Origin of the sequence: Acinetobacter pittii ANC 4050 (assembly GCF_000399685.1) — a bacterium.
Lineage (GTDB): Bacteria > Pseudomonadota > Gammaproteobacteria > Pseudomonadales > Moraxellaceae > Acinetobacter > Acinetobacter pittii_E.
This window is the reverse complement of sequence record NZ_KB976987.1, coordinates 3,767,800-3,783,670: the sequence shown is the minus strand read 5'-3', so window position 1 is coordinate 3,783,670 and position 15,871 is coordinate 3,767,800. Positions and strand designations below refer to the sequence as shown.

15 protein-coding genes and 1 pseudogene are annotated in these 15,871 nt (G+C 35.6%); 4 read left to right on the top strand and 12 right to left on the bottom strand.

From position 1 onward, the window contains the following. Positions 1-21 precede the first annotated feature (21 nt). On the bottom strand, positions 22-606 hold the full coding sequence (locus F931_RS21580; protein WP_016143187.1) for a class I SAM-dependent methyltransferase: 585 nt from the start codon (positions 604-606) through the stop codon (positions 22-24). Between the two features lie 70 nt (positions 607-676). Here F931_RS21580 and F931_RS22700 point away from each other — a divergent pair. Further along, a pseudogene (locus F931_RS22700) lies at positions 677-821 on the top strand (hypothetical protein); the annotation flags it as partial. A gap of 51 nt (positions 822-872) precedes the next feature. On the opposite strand, the gene F931_RS21575 reads toward F931_RS22700, so the two are convergent. From F931_RS21575 to F931_RS21555, 5 genes are all read right to left on the bottom strand, one after another. Next, entirely contained in the window at positions 873-1,961 is a 1,089-nt protein-coding gene (locus F931_RS21575) for a retron St85 family RNA-directed DNA polymerase (protein ID WP_228681264.1), read from the bottom strand. Positions 1,962-2,126: 165 nt separating this feature from the next. Beyond that, positions 2,127-2,447, bottom strand: coding sequence for a hypothetical protein (locus tag F931_RS21570; RefSeq protein WP_016143185.1), 321 nt, complete (start codon positions 2,445-2,447; stop codon positions 2,127-2,129). Beyond that, entirely contained in the window at positions 2,447-3,319 is an 873-nt protein-coding gene (locus F931_RS21565) for a phosphoribosyltransferase-like protein (protein ID WP_016143184.1), read from the bottom strand. Before F931_RS21565 ends, F931_RS21570 begins: the two co-directional genes overlap by 1 nt. A 191-nt stretch (positions 3,320-3,510) precedes the next feature. Beyond that, the gene (locus F931_RS21560; RefSeq protein ID WP_016143183.1) at positions 3,511-4,527 is read right to left on the bottom strand and encodes a hypothetical protein; all 1,017 of its coding nucleotides are present in this window, start codon (positions 4,525-4,527) and stop codon (positions 3,511-3,513) included. Positions 4,528-4,623: 96 nt separating this feature from the next. Further along, positions 4,624-5,529: an AEC family transporter gene (locus F931_RS21555; protein ID WP_016143182.1), complete on the bottom strand. Its 906-nt coding sequence runs from the start codon at positions 5,527-5,529 to the stop codon at positions 4,624-4,626. Positions 5,530-5,645: 116 nt separating this feature from the next. On the opposite strand from F931_RS21555, the gene F931_RS21550 reads away from it, so the two are divergent. The 3 genes from F931_RS21550 (at position 5,646) to F931_RS21540 (ending at position 8,867) form a co-directional block, all read left to right on the top strand. Next, positions 5,646-6,530 carry a LysR family transcriptional regulator gene (locus tag F931_RS21550; protein WP_016143181.1) on the top strand — a complete coding sequence of 295 codons (885 nt, stop codon included), beginning with the start codon at positions 5,646-5,648 and terminating at the stop codon, positions 6,528-6,530. 302 nt (positions 6,531-6,832) lie between these two features. Next, on the top strand, positions 6,833-8,020 hold the full coding sequence (locus tag F931_RS21545) for an ammonium transporter (RefSeq protein WP_016143180.1): 1,188 nt from the start codon (positions 6,833-6,835) through the stop codon (positions 8,018-8,020). 139 nt (positions 8,021-8,159) lie between these two features. After that, complete coding sequence (locus F931_RS21540; protein ID WP_080649563.1) at positions 8,160-8,867, top strand: phosphatase PAP2 family protein; 708 nt, start codon at positions 8,160-8,162, stop codon at positions 8,865-8,867. A 1-nt stretch (position 8,868) separates the two neighbouring features. On the opposite strand, the gene F931_RS21535 is transcribed toward F931_RS21540, so the two are convergent. The 6 genes from F931_RS21535 to F931_RS21510 all read right to left on the bottom strand — a co-directional run bounded on the left by F931_RS21535 (position 8,869) and on the right by F931_RS21510 (position 15,860). Next, positions 8,869-10,203, bottom strand: a complete 1,335-nt coding sequence (locus F931_RS21535; protein ID WP_016143178.1) for a two-component system sensor histidine kinase PmrB — start codon at positions 10,201-10,203, stop codon at positions 8,869-8,871. 24 nt (positions 10,204-10,227) lie between these two features. Beyond that, entirely contained in the window at positions 10,228-10,902 is a 675-nt protein-coding gene (locus F931_RS21530) for a DNA-binding response regulator PmrA (RefSeq protein WP_002116411.1), read from the bottom strand. A 14-nt stretch (positions 10,903-10,916) separates the two neighbouring features. Beyond that, entirely contained in the window at positions 10,917-12,566 is a 1,650-nt protein-coding gene (gene yjdB / locus F931_RS21525) for a phosphoethanolamine transferase (protein WP_031945571.1), read from the bottom strand. A 179-nt stretch (positions 12,567-12,745) separates the two neighbouring features. Further along, positions 12,746-14,071, bottom strand: a complete 1,326-nt coding sequence (locus F931_RS21520) for a DcaP family trimeric outer membrane transporter (RefSeq protein WP_016143176.1) — start codon at positions 14,069-14,071, stop codon at positions 12,746-12,748. 264 nt (positions 14,072-14,335) lie between these two features. Further along, the gene (locus F931_RS21515) at positions 14,336-14,527 is read right to left on the bottom strand and encodes a hypothetical protein (RefSeq protein ID WP_025470461.1); all 192 of its coding nucleotides are present in this window, start codon (positions 14,525-14,527) and stop codon (positions 14,336-14,338) included. Between the two features lie 73 nt (positions 14,528-14,600). Continuing rightward, the gene (locus F931_RS21510; RefSeq protein WP_016143175.1) at positions 14,601-15,860 is read right to left on the bottom strand and encodes an MFS transporter; all 1,260 of its coding nucleotides are present in this window, start codon (positions 15,858-15,860) and stop codon (positions 14,601-14,603) included. Positions 15,861-15,871: the final 11 nt, after the last annotated feature.

Here is a 15,871-nt window from a genome sequence, read left to right as displayed (position 1 = left end):
CAGGTTCTGGGTTTTATATATTTAAAAATTACTTTTCTGTAGAATCAGCATATGAAGATGCCATGTTTTCATATAACCTTCCAATAAAGGTAAATTTTCATTAATTTCTTTATGAAACAGTAGATTAAAATCACATAAGAATAAATCAGCTATATCTTGATAAGTAAATCCTATAAATTTTGTAGGTTCTCTAATAACCCACTCATCATGAATTCCCAATAAATCAACTACAAGAATTCCACCTTCAGAAAGAGCATTTATCATTCGTTTAATTACGTTATAAAAATAACTTGGATCGCAAAAGAATAGACTTGATGAAGCAATAATTAAACTTGCAGACGGGAAATTAAAGTCTTCAAAAGATTCATGATAGAAAATAAATTTAGAGTCATCTTTGAATCGCTCAGTACAGACTTTTTGCGCATCAATTGAAATATCAAAAGCATGAACATAAAATCCCTTTGAGAGTAGATAAGCAGATTCATTGCCAGCGCCACAGCCACAATCGATAGCAACTAAAGGTAAGTTAGGAAAATGACCTAAAGCCTTCTCTAAAATAGGTCTATGTTTAAGTTCTCTTGATAATTGAACAAATTTTTCATTCATAAAACCGATCTTTTAATTTTTATAATTTCCACACTATATTTTATAAAAACTCCAATCTCAATAATTTCTTATTTCAGAAGCTACCGACCAAATCGCAGGCAAATTTGCAAACGAAGGCTTTATATCTAAACACCAGCGGTGATTGTTGAAGGTGAAAAAGCGAAGCTTGCTGAGTTTGCTGCTCAGTTAATAAAGTTAAAGCAAATATGGAGTAAATTGCTGTGCTTTCATTATATTAAGTTAACTCTTTCTTAATTGAGAAGGAATTATTTAATAATACTATTTAGAAGATTTTTATACTCTAAAAATTTTGTATTACCAGGTTCAACACTTAAAATAAAATTAACTTTACCCAGCAAAGAATATACATAATTAGGGTCTTTTATTCTTCTTTTTGAAATATGAGAAATTAACCCATACTTTTGAATATAATATAATTCCTGTGTTAAATTTTTTTTATATTTTTTAGGTACCCATATATCACTATCCTTAATTTGAATACCCGTAATTATATTCTGACCCACTTCTATCTTTAATTTAGTTTTCTTACTATTAATTTTAAAACCAAAATCTTTTATTAAGAAAATACAAAAATTTTTAAAACTTAAAGGTATATTATCACCTGAAAAAACAATATCATCTGCATAACGTGTATAAATAATATTATTTTTATCAGCGTAATGATTCAATTTTTTATCAAGTGCAAAAAAAACTAGATTAGATAGAATAGGACTTGTTGGAGCACCTTGGCATAGGGAATCTTCATAGCAACAAAGTTTTGCTAAATAAAAAGAAATCTTTTTAGAGTATCCTAATTTATAAAAATAATTAATAATCCAATTTAAGGGTATAGAAGGAAAAAAATTCTTTATATCTAATTGAAGAAAGACTTTAGATTCTTTATGTATTAAAGCATTAGTTATAATAGATCGATTTTTAACGAACCCATGTGCAGATTTATGTACATATTTATGTTTTAAAATATTGTGATGTATCCATTTCTGTACTAATTTTAAAGACTTATGTGGTGTTGTTATAGTACGCATTCCACCATTTTTTTTAGGAATTTCAAATGTTCTATAAAATTTTTCAGTTGAAAAAATCATTGCATAAAGAGTAGATACATTTATTCCTACTAATTTAGATAAATGATCTATTTCAAATATTACAGGAACATCATTTTTTATAAGATTTGTAATTAAATCTTGATACTCTATGATATATTCATCTTTTAAACCAACATCCAAAAAATAATTGGTCCATTTTTTAATCTCTTTTTTATCCATAATAAACCTGTAAGGATTACTCAAATTACTTGCTTTGTAAGAAAAGAAATTTATTTTGATAGCAATCAAAAGAAATCTTCTTTTCTTACTGCGAATCAGCAGCAGCTGTTCGCCCCTCTCTATTAAATCTTTGATTTAATAGAGAGTTAAGGTCAAAGACCCGTTAACGTCAGAAGCGACTCGCTTCAAAATACTAATCCTTACAGGCAATTAAAATTATATATAATTTTTAAATTAAAGCAAACTTCTTTTAGGTATATATAAATCATTTACTTTCAATTTACTCTCTGATAGAAACTTTTTAGGAATATTATTTTTACTATTTTTTGAGGCATTAAGATCCAATAAAACTTTTTTCTCCCCTAAATTAGATAATTTAATAAACACCCCATCAACAACTAGTAATTCTTCTTTTTCTAATTGAAAAATTAGATCAAAAAATATATTAGGCGCAACACTTAATCTTTTATTCAAAGTAAATGCTTGCAAAGTATAATTTGATGAAGAAAATAAAATTCTTAGTAACTCATTTTTTAAAAAAATATTCTTCTTCATTATGCATCATCCATAGCTCTATGCAGCAAAACATTTCTAACTCTCTGATCTGAATAATATTTCCACCATAAAATAGGAAAGACATTATTCGGTGTATTTTTATTTTCTATTGATATAGCAACTTGTGATTCCCCATAGCCAAGGCTAGGGAGAACTCTTTCATTATATGAAGGAGCTAACTTAGATTCCAAACTTCGCATTAAATCTTTTTTTACTTCAACTTGATCTGGTTCATAAATTCTTTCTAGTAGTTTATCATTTACCAAACTAAAGAAAGAAAAATTAATATCTTCACTATTGATATTATCCTTCCCACTAATAGTTGAAATTAGCACTTTGACATAAATATTTGGTTTAGGAAATCCAGATTGATTGAATAATTCTTCAATTCTTTTAACACGATTAATAACTGTTGATCCACTTCCCACAAAATTATCCACTAAGACTATATTTATTGTTTGTGCACCTTTACTTGTTTTAAATTCTTTATAAGCCTTGGGTGTTTGGTCATATCTATTTACAGATCTATAGCCTTTCCATTCAATTTTAGATAATTCATTCTTCAAATCATAAAGCACACTTTGTCCACTATCTGCCTTAGAGTCAGCAGACATTGCTACTATAAAAGAACTTTCAGGTTCAATTCCACAAGTAGCTATATCTAATGCTAAATCACTTAAATAAGAATTATATTCATGCATTGTTATATATTTCAATTGATCCAGAATATCAATTATTAGTTGAGCTTGATCATCTGTTTCACAATCTTCAAACAATAGAGTCATTAAAGCATCTGTTTTAGGTTTTAACCATGGATATTTAAATGCTAAGTGAAGAACGCTTTCACAAGCTTTTCTAGTCAACTTATCCATAGTCCCTCTTTCATATCATGATTTTCTACATCTAAAATTAATAATTCTATTTTTATGTACATTTATTTTAAATAACTTAAACCATAAAAAACAGATTTTTTTATTTTATAACAAAATACTTACCCCATACAGCTGTAATTATTTTATAACAGAATCTCTAACAAAAATTTAAAATTATAAGTATTTTTAACCTATAAAACCCCATGCCCCAACAACATCTCTACCCCACTCACTTTTTTCATATGCTTTAAACGTTCCTTTTCCCATTTTACCTGCTGCTTTAACTCAGTGTAGTCAGCATCTATAGCTTTATAAACATCGCTGATATGCACATGCTCCGCTTTCACATTCTTAGCTAACTGAAAAGAGTCCAAAATCTCAGCAATTTGGCTTTCAAGCTGCTGACTTTGTGCATCCAAAGCAAGTTTATAAAACCGTAACTGCTCGGCAGATAACTCTTTAGCGCCTAGCCCTTTATTCTGTTCAAGCTGTAACTGGAGTTTAAGTAAATAAAACAAATCCTGCTTTTCGTAGGCCTGACTGGCTTGTTGAAACAACTCAGTTTTTTCTTCTTTTTTGGTTTCATCTTGCTCACGGTCTGGGTGAATCATCGCGGCAATTTTTAAATAAACTGTTTTGAGTGACTGCGCTGCCATTTGCTCAGCTTGTTCACGTTTCTGTTGCTGTCTTTGCTGTTTGGCTTCTTCTCGCGCTTGTTGTTGCTCAGCCGCATACTGTTCAAAGTCTTCCTCTAACTCTGCACTTTGCTCAGCACTTTCTTCATATTCAAATTGTATTGACTGAGCTTTTTTATTCTTTTTTACTAACTTTTGAGTATGTTGCTGATAAAAGGTATCGATCTGCTTCACCAAGTCCAACTGTTGAGCAGATAGCATTTTAGAGCGCTTCAACATTTGTGCAAGCCGGGCAATTTTCTCATCAATTTGTTGCATGTCTACTTTAGAAAACTCATGGCTATGCAACATATTCCAAAGTTGCTCTAGCTGCTGAAATAAGACCTCATGCAAATTTCCATACACAGGCATCAGTTTTTGCCGAATATGCTGTTGAATCTCGGCTTGTGCATTTTGCCATGTGCTCAGGCTAATTTTTTGCTGTTCTATTTTATCAATCAGGCGATTCAGTTTTTTCTGCTGTGCAGACGGTTCAGACCTTTGCTGCAAGCTCACTTTGAGATCAAAGGACATATTCATCTACCCAAAAAAGAAAAAAGTGTAGCAATAATCAGATGAGGAAGGTAGCCAAGCATTCTTTACATACGAGTTAGGCTAAAGATTTATATCTTAAGAAATCCACCAAATCACCAGTGGTAAAGTCACGGCAGCACATAAGGTTTGAAAGCTAATCACGGCTGCCATGAGCTGACTATCGCCACCTAAAACTTTGGTTAAAATGTATGAAGCAGAAGCAGTCGGTAGCGCAAAGAAAATGACTAAAATTTGTGTTTGAAAAATTGGTAAATCAAACCACGTGCAAACCGTGTAAGCCAAGGCAGGTACTGCTAAAAGTCGTGCGAATGTGTCTGTTGCCAATACCACAATGTCTTTTTTAATTTGCATAAACTGCAAAGCTGCGCCAACACATAACAAACCTAGTGGCAAACTCGACACTGAAAAAAGCTTAATAAACTGAGTAAAGCCTTCCCAAATCGGGATGTGAAGTGCATTGACTGTTGCCCCCACTACACATGATGCAATTAAAGGGTTTTTAAGAAGTGCAATTAAAATAGGTTTAATTGCCATGTGTTCTTTAGAAGTTAAAGCAAGCACCGAAATAACGTTCACAAGTGGAATGCAAAGCGCCAATAAAATTGCCAGAATTGCCATTCCTTCACTTTTAAAAAGCGAAGTCACTAAAGCCAAACCAATATAGGTATTAAAACGAACCATACTTTGTACGTGCACACCAAAACGTGCAGGCGGTATGTGCCAAAACATTCGGAGTATGTATAAAAAGGCGGTGACTACCAAAACCACAATCGACATGGCAATAATGGCTGTACTCAAGCTTTGTAAGTCAATTTTTGCGGTCGATAAAGTGCTAAAAAGCAGAGCAGGAAATAAAATATAGTAATTCAGCTTCTCTACCCCAGCCCAAAACTCATCGCTGAAAAAACGATATTTTTTAAACAGGTATCCCGATGCAATTAATGCAACTAAGGGAAAAAGAGATAAAACAATGCTATTCATTTCTTTACTCCAGTTTTATTAGGGCTTGCTGTTTTGGCAATTAGCTTGGCTTCCTCATATATTAAAGATAATGAAAACTCATGATAAAATGAGTTTTTACTCATAATAAGTACAACATGACATTTACTCAGCTTGAAATTTTTGCACTCATTGCTGAACTAAAAAGCTTTACTGCTACAGCAGAAAAGCTGGGAATTTCACAGTCGGCAGTTTCTCATGCGCTTAAATCATTAGAACAACAATGGGGCATCAACCTGATTTCAAGATCCCAGAGTGATATTGAGCTCACCACGACAGGTCAGCAGCTTCTTACACATGTGAAAGAGTTATTGAGTATTTCTGATACCTTAGAAAAAGAAGTGGCTGCCATCCATGGTTTAAATGAAGGCACATTACGTATCGGATCTTTTGGGGCTTCATCCTCTATTTATCTCTTGCCTGAAATTTTAGAAAGCTTTCGGCAGCACTACCCTAAAATCGAAATTTATATCGATGAAGGTGAAGATAAAGAAGTTGCACAGTGGTTATTGGAACGGCGCATCGAGGTCGGTTTTTTAATTATGCCCGATGAGCGCTTCGATACATTCCCCTTAATTGAAGACCGTTTTGTTGCCCTAATCCCAAATGGTTACCCACTCGCAGAGCAGCTTTACATTGATCCAGCACAGCTAGAAAACTGCCCTTTCATCATGACAATGGCGGGTAGTCGACATCAGGTCGAATTAATTTTAAAAAACTTTAATGTGAAACCAGACATCAAATTTTATGTTTCACAAATTTTAAGTATCGTCAGCATGGTTCACAATCAATTAGGGGTGTCCATTGTGTCTGATATGGTCATCACCAAAGAGTTACTCTCACTTTATCCAAATGTAGTTAAGCGCCCTTTTAAACCGAACCTTAAACGTTCTATTGGTCTTGCAGTAAAAAACAAAAAACATATCAGTCCAGCCGTAAAGGCATTTATTGAAGTCGCACAATCAGTTTGGTCAGATCATTAAGAATATGAACGATTCTTTTTAAACTTTAATAACGAACTCTTTCAGATCAATTTATCAGCACATTAGATGACTTGTAACGTAAAAAGCGCCATAACTGCCCTATCTTAACCAAATCGGCGCACCATTTATCGCCAAAAACCACTTTACTAATTCAAATTGGTGCACTTATTGCATATTCACTTTTATGCAATTAAGTTTGTTTCGACAAACTTAGGTTTTTAGATTCCTTAAATCTATTTTGGTGCAATTTACAGTCCCAGATTTGTTCCAAAATGGAATTTAGCACTTTTTTCGAGCATGCTATGCAAAATGTAGATCTATTTTTCTTATTACTTGGTGCAGTTTTGGTTCTTGCCATGCACGCAGGTTTTGCATTCTTGGAACTTGGTACGGTTCGCCACAAAAATCAGGTGAACGCACTTAGTAAAATTCTGACTGACTTTGCCCTCTCTGCAATCGCTTATTTCTTTGTTGGCTACTACATTTCCTATGGTCAACATTTCTTCCATAATGGTACAAGCCTTGCGAGTGATCATGGCTACAACCTCATGCGTTGTTTCTTTTTACTCACCTTTGCCGCGGCAATTCCTGCCATTATTTCGGGTGGTATTGCTGAACGCGCCAAAATGCGTTCACAAGCAATTGCGACACTCGCTCTAGTCGCGCTGGTTTATCCATTTTTTGAAGGCATGGTCTGGAATGGTAACTACGGTCTACAAAAATGGTTAGAAGCAACTTTTGGTGCAGCTTTTCATGACTTTGCTGGTTCAGTCGTAGTGCATGCGATGGGTGGTTGGATTGCACTTGCAGCGGTCATTTTATTGGGTGCCCGTTCTGGTCGTTATAAAAAGGATGGTCGTGTAAGTGCTCATCCGCCATCTTCTATTCCATTTTTAGCGCTCGGTTCATGGATTTTAATTGTTGGCTGGTTTGGTTTTAATGTGATGAGCGCGCAGCGTGTTGATGCAATTTCTGGTCTAGTTGCCATTAACTCGCTCATGGCAATGGTCGGCGGCACCATTACAGCAAATGCGATTGGGAAAAATGACCCTGGTTTCTTACACAACGGCCCACTTGCAGGCTTAGTTGCAATCTGTGCGGGTTCTGACATTGTTCATCCAGTCAGTGCGCTTGTGATTGGTGGTGCAGCTGGCGCAATGTTTGTATATCTATTCACCTATACTCAAAACAAACTCAAAGTGGACGATGTACTCGGTGTATGGCCTTTGCACGGCGTATGCGGCGCATTTGGTGGTATTGCAGTGGGTTTATTTGGTCAAAAATGGCTTGGTGGTTTAGGCGGTGTATCTTTTGCTTCACAGCTCATTGGTACAGTACTTGCGATTGCTATTGCGCTCACTGGCGGCTTTATTGTTTACGGCTTGCTTAAAGCAACTATCGGCATTCGTTTATCTCAAGAAGACGAGTTCCGTGGTGCAGATTTATCTATTCATAAGATTTCAGCAAACTCTGAAGAAGGTATGTTTTAATACTTGTTAAAGTGCTCTAAGCGACGATACTTCTCGTCGCTTTTTTTATTTTTTAAAGAAAATTGAACTTCTTTCTTCGTATAGTTTAAGAGCAATTTAAGCTTAATTTTATGTAATGCCTTTACTCACAATTTAATTGATGTTGCATGGCATGAATCAACAAAAACAATTTTTTCAGCTTAATATCATTCTTCTTTTTTTCAGTTTTTTCCTGCTTTTGATCGTTTTTCCTGTGGGTGGAAAAATTGACATGTATTTCATCCATCCTTGGATTGATTCAACAGGTCATTTTTTCAATCGAGACAATTGGTATCTTGAAAGACTGAATCATGAAATTGTTAAACAAATCATTACTACCATTTACGTTATCTTTTTCGGTCTGTGGCTCGCATCATTTAAAGTTGAAAAATTAAAGCCTTATCGCTGGCAATATGGCTATATGTTTTTTGTGAGTATGGTTAGTAGCGGTATAGTTGGCCTCTTAAAATCACAATCGGCTCATGCGTGCCCTTGGAATATGATTCATCCTACTGCTTTAAGTTATGTATGGGACTTCACTGCGAAACATGGGCATTGCTTTCCAGGCGGCCATGCAAGCGCTGGTTTTATTTTAATGACAGGTTATTTTGTTTATCGTCTTGAACAACCTAAACGTGCCTATTTTTATCTCATTGCAGGCATTATTTTGGGCTTTATGATGGGTTGGGGACAAATGATGCGTGGAGCACATTTCCTGAGTCATAATTTATGGACAGGTTGGGTGGTTTGGGCAGTGAATATCTTATTCTATGCAATTTGTATTCACCGCTTTGAATTTGAGAAACGAATCAAACAAGAACTTACCTAACTCAAGTTCTTGTTTCGTGAATATGGAGAACTTTAGGAAGTTTGACCAAAACAGAAAGTCCACCAAGCTCTAAGCTTCTGTCTAGTGTCAGAGTCCCACCTAAGCGCTGAGTCGCTCGATCTACAATCGATAGCCCCAAACCACTGCCAACCTCAAGGTGATGATGTACACGATAAAAACGTTTTAGTACTTTATCATAATGCTCTGGGTCAATCCCTGCACCGCTATCTTCAATTTGTATACACGCATCGCCATCTGTAGCAGTAAAGACTGAAATATTAATCATTCCTTCATGAGGCGTATATTTGATAGCGTTATCAATTAAGTTAAAAATAATTGAATGAACTGTTGGCTCGACACTATGCATTTCAATTGGTTCGTTACGAACAAACCCCAAGTCGATTTCTTTTTGCATAGCCAGATTAACAAGCTGCTCAACGCAATTTAAAGCGACATCATTGAGTTGAAAAGCTTTTGTCGGTTCAATCACACTTAAAGAGACATCCTGCTTAGCCAGAGCTAAAAGCTGCGTCACTAAATGCTGAATACGTGCTAATCCTTTACTCAAATTTTGCAGTGATTCATGCTCAGGAAACTGACTAATTAAAATCTTGGTCTGTAAATTTAAAGCAGTCACAGGAGTTCGAAGTTCATGGGCAGCATCTGCAATAAACTGCTTCTGTTCATTTTGTGCTTTAGAAATACGCTCAAAAAGACGGTTCATTTCATCAATTGTGGGTAACAGTTCTTGAGGATAATCCACAACTTCAATAGGTGTCAGCTCTTCTGAGTCACGGTGAGACAGTTCATTTTTAAAGTCATCGATCGGCTTTAAACCTCGACGAATAATTGCAGCTAAAGCAAAAATCGCAAAAGGTAAAATAATCAAATATGGAATAAACATACTGCCCGCAAGCTCCCAAGCAAAAGCTTCACGGACTTTTTCTTGTTGGCTAATCTGGATTTGATAATCCTTTAATGGCAGAACATAGGTACGGATTAAACCTTGACTGGTTTTATGCGAATAAAAGCCTGCTTGTGTAACGGGTGGAACCAATAAATGGAGGTGATGAGATAAATGGGCTTGGTCTTTATAAGCCCAAATATCTACAAATAGGTCTTCTTCATGATAAGTTTTATGAAAATCAAACTCACTGCTTACCGTTTTCAATGGATATTCAGCTGTTCGTTCAGCTAAATAGCGCATTTGCGTATCTAAAATTTCATCGACTTCTTGAAGTGCAACTTTATAAGCACTAAAAATTAATATACAACCTAAAATGACACTGAAAACTGAGGTGCCCCAAATCAGTCGTTTTTTTAATGAATAATGCACTGTTATGAAGTTCCAAAATTTAAGTTACGATTGCCCTAAACGATAACCCAGCCCTCGAATCGTTCGAATAAAGTCTTTCCCGAGTTTAGCTCTCAAGTGATGCACATATACTTCAATCGTATTACTGGTAACATCACTATCGAAATCATATAACTTATCTTCAAGATTTGCTTTAGAAAAGATTTTATTTGGGTGGCTCATCAAAGGAATAAGAATTGCCCATTCACGATTGGACAAATCAATACGTTGACCTTTAAAAGTAGCAATGTGCTGTTCAACATTTAAAACCAGATCACCACTTTGTAATAGCTGCTCATGATTGGCAAGCTGAGCCTCTACCCCACTACGGCGTAATAGCGCGTGAATACGAGCAAGTAACTCATCAAACTCATAGGGTTTAATTAAGTAATCATCTGCGCCATGGTTTAAGCCATCCACGCGGTTTTGTAACTGATCTCGTGCTGAAATAATTAAGACTGGTGTCGCTGCTCTTTGGCGAATTTGCTTTAAGACTTGCATGCCATCCATCATCGGTAGCCCTAAGTCTAAAAGAATTAAATCGAATTTATTTTTAGCTAACTGAGCCAGACCATCTAAGCCATTATTGACCCATTCCACCTCAAATTGATGATATTGCAGCAACGTTATTGTTGATTCTGCAATCATAAAATCATCTTCAATCATCAAGATTTTTGTCATGTTTTAAGCTCGCTTTAATTCACATGGGCACACGAGTGCAGCATATCCAGTTGAGGGTTGATGACCTGAGTTTTTACACCTAACAAGCTTAATAAGCTTGGGAATAAATTATCCTGACTTAACGTTTCTTTTGTTTGTTGGCTTAGACAACTTACTTGTGCAAAATTGTGTTGTTTCCATTTATCAGAGAACCACATAATCATTGGTACATGTGTTTGTTGACTCGGTGCGATTGCATACGGTGAACCATGTAAATATAAACCATGTTCGCCAGTTGATTCACCATGATCAGATAAATACCATAAACCTGTTTGATATTTCGATACTTCTTTTAAATTATCAATCAACTGACTTAACACATGGTCTGTATACACAATCGTATCATCATAACTATTCAATAACTCTGTTTGAGAACAGCCCTGTATCGCATTAGTATCACAAGTCGGTTTAAACGGTTGATATTGAGCAGGCGCACGCTTGTAATAAGCTGGGCCATGACTTCCGACTTGATGTAAAACAATGAGCCGTGGACGGGTGTCTTCTTTAGGAATAGTTGCTAAATACTCATTTAAGCTATCAATCAAAATATCATCATAGCATTCGCCATCTTTACACCATTTTTGCTTTAACTTTTCTGATATCGGGTACTGCTCAACACGATCACACGCGCCCTTACAACCAGAATTATTATCAATCCAAGTCACTTGGTAACCCGCACGTTTGGCAATGTCCAATAGACCTTCACGATGACTTGCAAGTTGTTCATCATAATCAACGCGAGGCATTCCAGAGAACATGCATGGAACTGACACAGCAGTTGCTGTACCGCATGAGCTGACTTGAGAAAAATTCAAAATATCTTGTTTAGAAAGCTCTGGATTCGTATTTTTTGAATAACCATTTAATGCAAAACTTTCCGCACGGGCAGTCTCGCCTACAACCAAAACCATTAATTTAGGCAAGTTGTTTTGTACTTGCTGAACTTGATGAGCATCCTCACCATAATGTATGAGTGGCAGGTTCTTCTTAGGTGCCATTTTGTGATAATAAGACATCAAAGAAGAAATGCTATTTTGTGGTGAGATCATCCCTTTCAAATCACGATGCTCACGAAAAATAGATGCAAAATCAACATAATAAACAAATAGTAAAATACCCACGATTGCACATGAACCCACAATCGAACCAAGTTTTTTCATTAATAAATAAGATACTTTTTCTTTTTTAAGTTTTACCTGCGTAATTAAAATAATAGGTAAAACAACAAAGAAAATTGTCCAGAGTCCAAAACGTAATGAAATTAAATCAGAAACTTCAGATACATCTGTTTGTATCATATTTTGAATCTGATCGGGCGAGATGATTATCCCTAAGGTATTGACGAAATAAGAGCTAAAACCACCAATCATAAGCAGTAAAATTGCAAAAATTTTAGCGGTCCATGTCCAGTTTAAAATCTGTAAAACCGCATAATAAGCAGCAACCACAATAACTACTGTAGCAGCTAAAAATAGAATAGCCTTTACTCCAAAATATGGAGTTAAAATATCAATGCTATGGAAGAAACCAATATTGAGAATGGCCCCCAACCAAATAGCTAAAATTAAATTAAACATAAACAGTGAAACCTGTTTATTTTTTAATGTAGAAAAAAAATTCAGCATCTCGGACGACTACAATCTTTTTATGATGCTCTAATGTAGAAATTGAAACTTAAAAATGACTTAAATAAAAAATGATCTAATCCACCGACCTTACTGCATATTTATTTTTTAAATTTTAAATAACAAAAAGGCAAGATTAATTAACCTCGCCTTTTTTAATTTTTAACTAAATATTGTTCTTAGAAACTATATTTAGCCATTAAACCAACACGGTTATCTTTGTAAGACTTACCATCAAAGGTATCACGCTTACCGTTAACGTATTCAACACCTAAATCAATTGGTTTAACTGGTGTATAAATGAAGTTAATCCATGCTTGTTGAACTTTTTCATTACCAGCTGCATATGCTTTAGCATAGTCAGTGCCGTCATCAGAGAATTGAGCGCCGTAAGCTAAAGTCGAACGTAAGTTAGGTAAAATTTTATAAGTTCCACCCACTTGTACGGCTACAAATTCATTTTGCTCAATATCACCATTTACGATTGTATAGGCCTTATTACTACCATATAAGTAGTTACTGTTACCTACAACATAAGATGCATCAGCAAATAGTTTTAAAGGATCAGATACTTTAAAGTCTGTACCAACAGCTACACCCCAACCGGTTTGGTTATCACCGCCAGCTTTTGATTTATAGTTTTCAACTAATGCACGAGCTGAAGCAGAACCTTTACCATCTGCATAGCCTTGAGTGATTTTAGCAGTTAATACTGGCAAACTATATTTAATACTGTCATTTACCCAGCTACCATCTGTATCTTTTGTACCAGTAAGACCAGCGCTATCACCTTTTTCAGCCGCTACAAACAATTGTGTTGTTGGTCCTAGTTTGTAGTTATAGCGTACTTGTGGAACACGAGTAGTACCACCACCAATGTTTGTCGAGAAGTCGATCATTTCTGGTGCATGATTAGCTAAGAAGTTTGAAGTTGTTTGACCAAATAACCAGTTATTATATGTTACATAAGCATGACGAACACGCAATGAGCCATTTGAATCTGTTGTTGAACCAGCAAAGTCAACTTCAAGTTTACCACCGACTTTGGCATCATTTACTGGAGCTGTGAAATCAAGGCCTAGACGAGTCGTTTTAGCAGTTGCACGAATTTTGTCTTTTGCTTCGCCTTTTGATTCAGCTACTTTACCAAAGTCGTTATCAGCACCTTCAATAATATAGTTAGCGTCACCACGAACAAAACCATATAGGTTCACATCAGCGCCAGTTTTAGATTTTAATGATGCTAAAGGTGAAACTGGTGCAGCAGCAGGTTGTGCTTTAACTTCAGCGAGTTGTACTTGCTGTTGTTGCTGTACTTGCTGTTGTTGTTGCTGTACTTGTTGTTGCTGTTGAATTAAAGCTTTAAGCGCTTCCACTTCTTTACGAAGCTGTTGAATTTCCGCTTTGTCGGAAGTTGCAGCATGTGCCCCACTCATCATTAAAGCTGTTACTGTAAGAGCTAAACTTTTAATAACGAAAGATTTACGATTAAGGAATAGATCCATCAAGAACTCCTAAAAATATATTTTATGTTGCCTATCCATGCCAAGTTGATTTACGCCATTAAATTAAGGGGCTAAAAAATCAACTCTCCTCCACTTTGGTTACATTAATTTTATTACCGCAACCAAAACCAATTTCAACGCTGTGCAAGACTAAAGCCTATAACCAAAGACATACTTTGTTTTACAGATTTTTACCTTAACTTCATGTTGTAACGAATCCTACACAACTCTCTTATCTTATAGAATGATTAAATCGTTATTTCATTATTCTTTTTTAGACTTTAGGCTAATATCCAATCTAATTGAACATTTTTCTGCCGATTTTGATTGATTCACATGATTTTTCTTGTTATCGAAATCCATTTTTTCTCCAGTTAGCTTCCATTTGCTACCCACACAAGATGGCACAATTAATAGCGCATTTAAATAGCTAAAAATATACATTTTTAAAAACATAGACCAAGGTAGTAGATCTAGGCTTGATCATGGCTTAAGCAATATTAAGTTTCTTTATTTCATTTAGTTAACATTAATTTTCCTGTAGTTTTTCATGTTTCCAGAGATAAATAGGCAGTAAAGTGATTACTCCAATAATGACAATAGCTATCAAATAATGGAAATAACCAAGTACATCACCAATCACCCCACTGCAACTATAAAGAAGACCACTCACAGTCGCCATGACTGATACTTGAAAGGTAAAATCTGTTCCCGCATATTCTTTGCGACTGTAATGCATGACTAGAGTCAACATAACCACCAACAACATTGCCGAGAAGGCGTCTTCTAAAGCATTTACTATATAGATAGCCCAGACATTGATCTGAATTTTTTGTTCATAGGTATAGGCTAAATAAGCATAGGCTCCTAGACTTATAATTTTAAAGACTGAAAAAACAATTAAAGCTGTTGACCTTGAAAAGTACTTCAGCCCCCATCCTGCTATTGCTGCCCCTATCAGCGCCGCTACTGCACCGAGCATCGTGATATAAACACCAATTTGAGTAAAACTTAACCCCATATCCACCATTAAAGGTTTGAGTAATGGCCCAGCTAAGCCGTCTGCTACTTTAAAAGTGATGAGTACTATTAACCAAGAACGGAGCTCTTTACTTTGGGAGAAATAACCCAAATAGGCTTTAATTTTTAGAATTAAATTTTGTTGGCCAAGTTTGGGTTCTTCATTTAGATGAGAAGTGTGTTGAGGCTCTTTAAATAATAAAACGGGTAAAGTATTTAAAAATACTATGGTTGCTAATAGCAAAAAAGTAGGTTGCCATGTCAGCCAGTCTAAACACCAAAGTACGGCGCCTCCACCGACAATAAAACCTAACCGCGAACCAATGACCTGAAATGTATTACCCCAATGTTGTTGATCATGTTTCAATAAATTGACTGCTAAAGCATCAGTCGCAATATCTTGGGTTGCTCCTGTTAAATTCATAAAAAGAAGTGAAATGAAAAAGGCGAATAAATAAATGGGCTGATCTAAAGCTTGAACGGGGAAAAAAGACAAAATAAAAAGTACACCTACCGTCAAAAACTGCGTAGGTAATATCCAACTACGATAGTGCCCTAAACGGGAAAGTGCGTGTCGATCGACCCACGGCGCCCAAAAAATCTTGATTGACCAAGGCAGCATTAATAAGCCAAAACCACCAATATGGGCGAGTGAAACTCCTTCTGCTCTTAAGATCACGGGTAAAGCATGGGTCATAAACCCAACAGGCAGTCCTTGTGCCCAATATAAAGAAAATAGCAGAAGATAAAGATTTTGCTGCCGCAACATAGAAACCTACT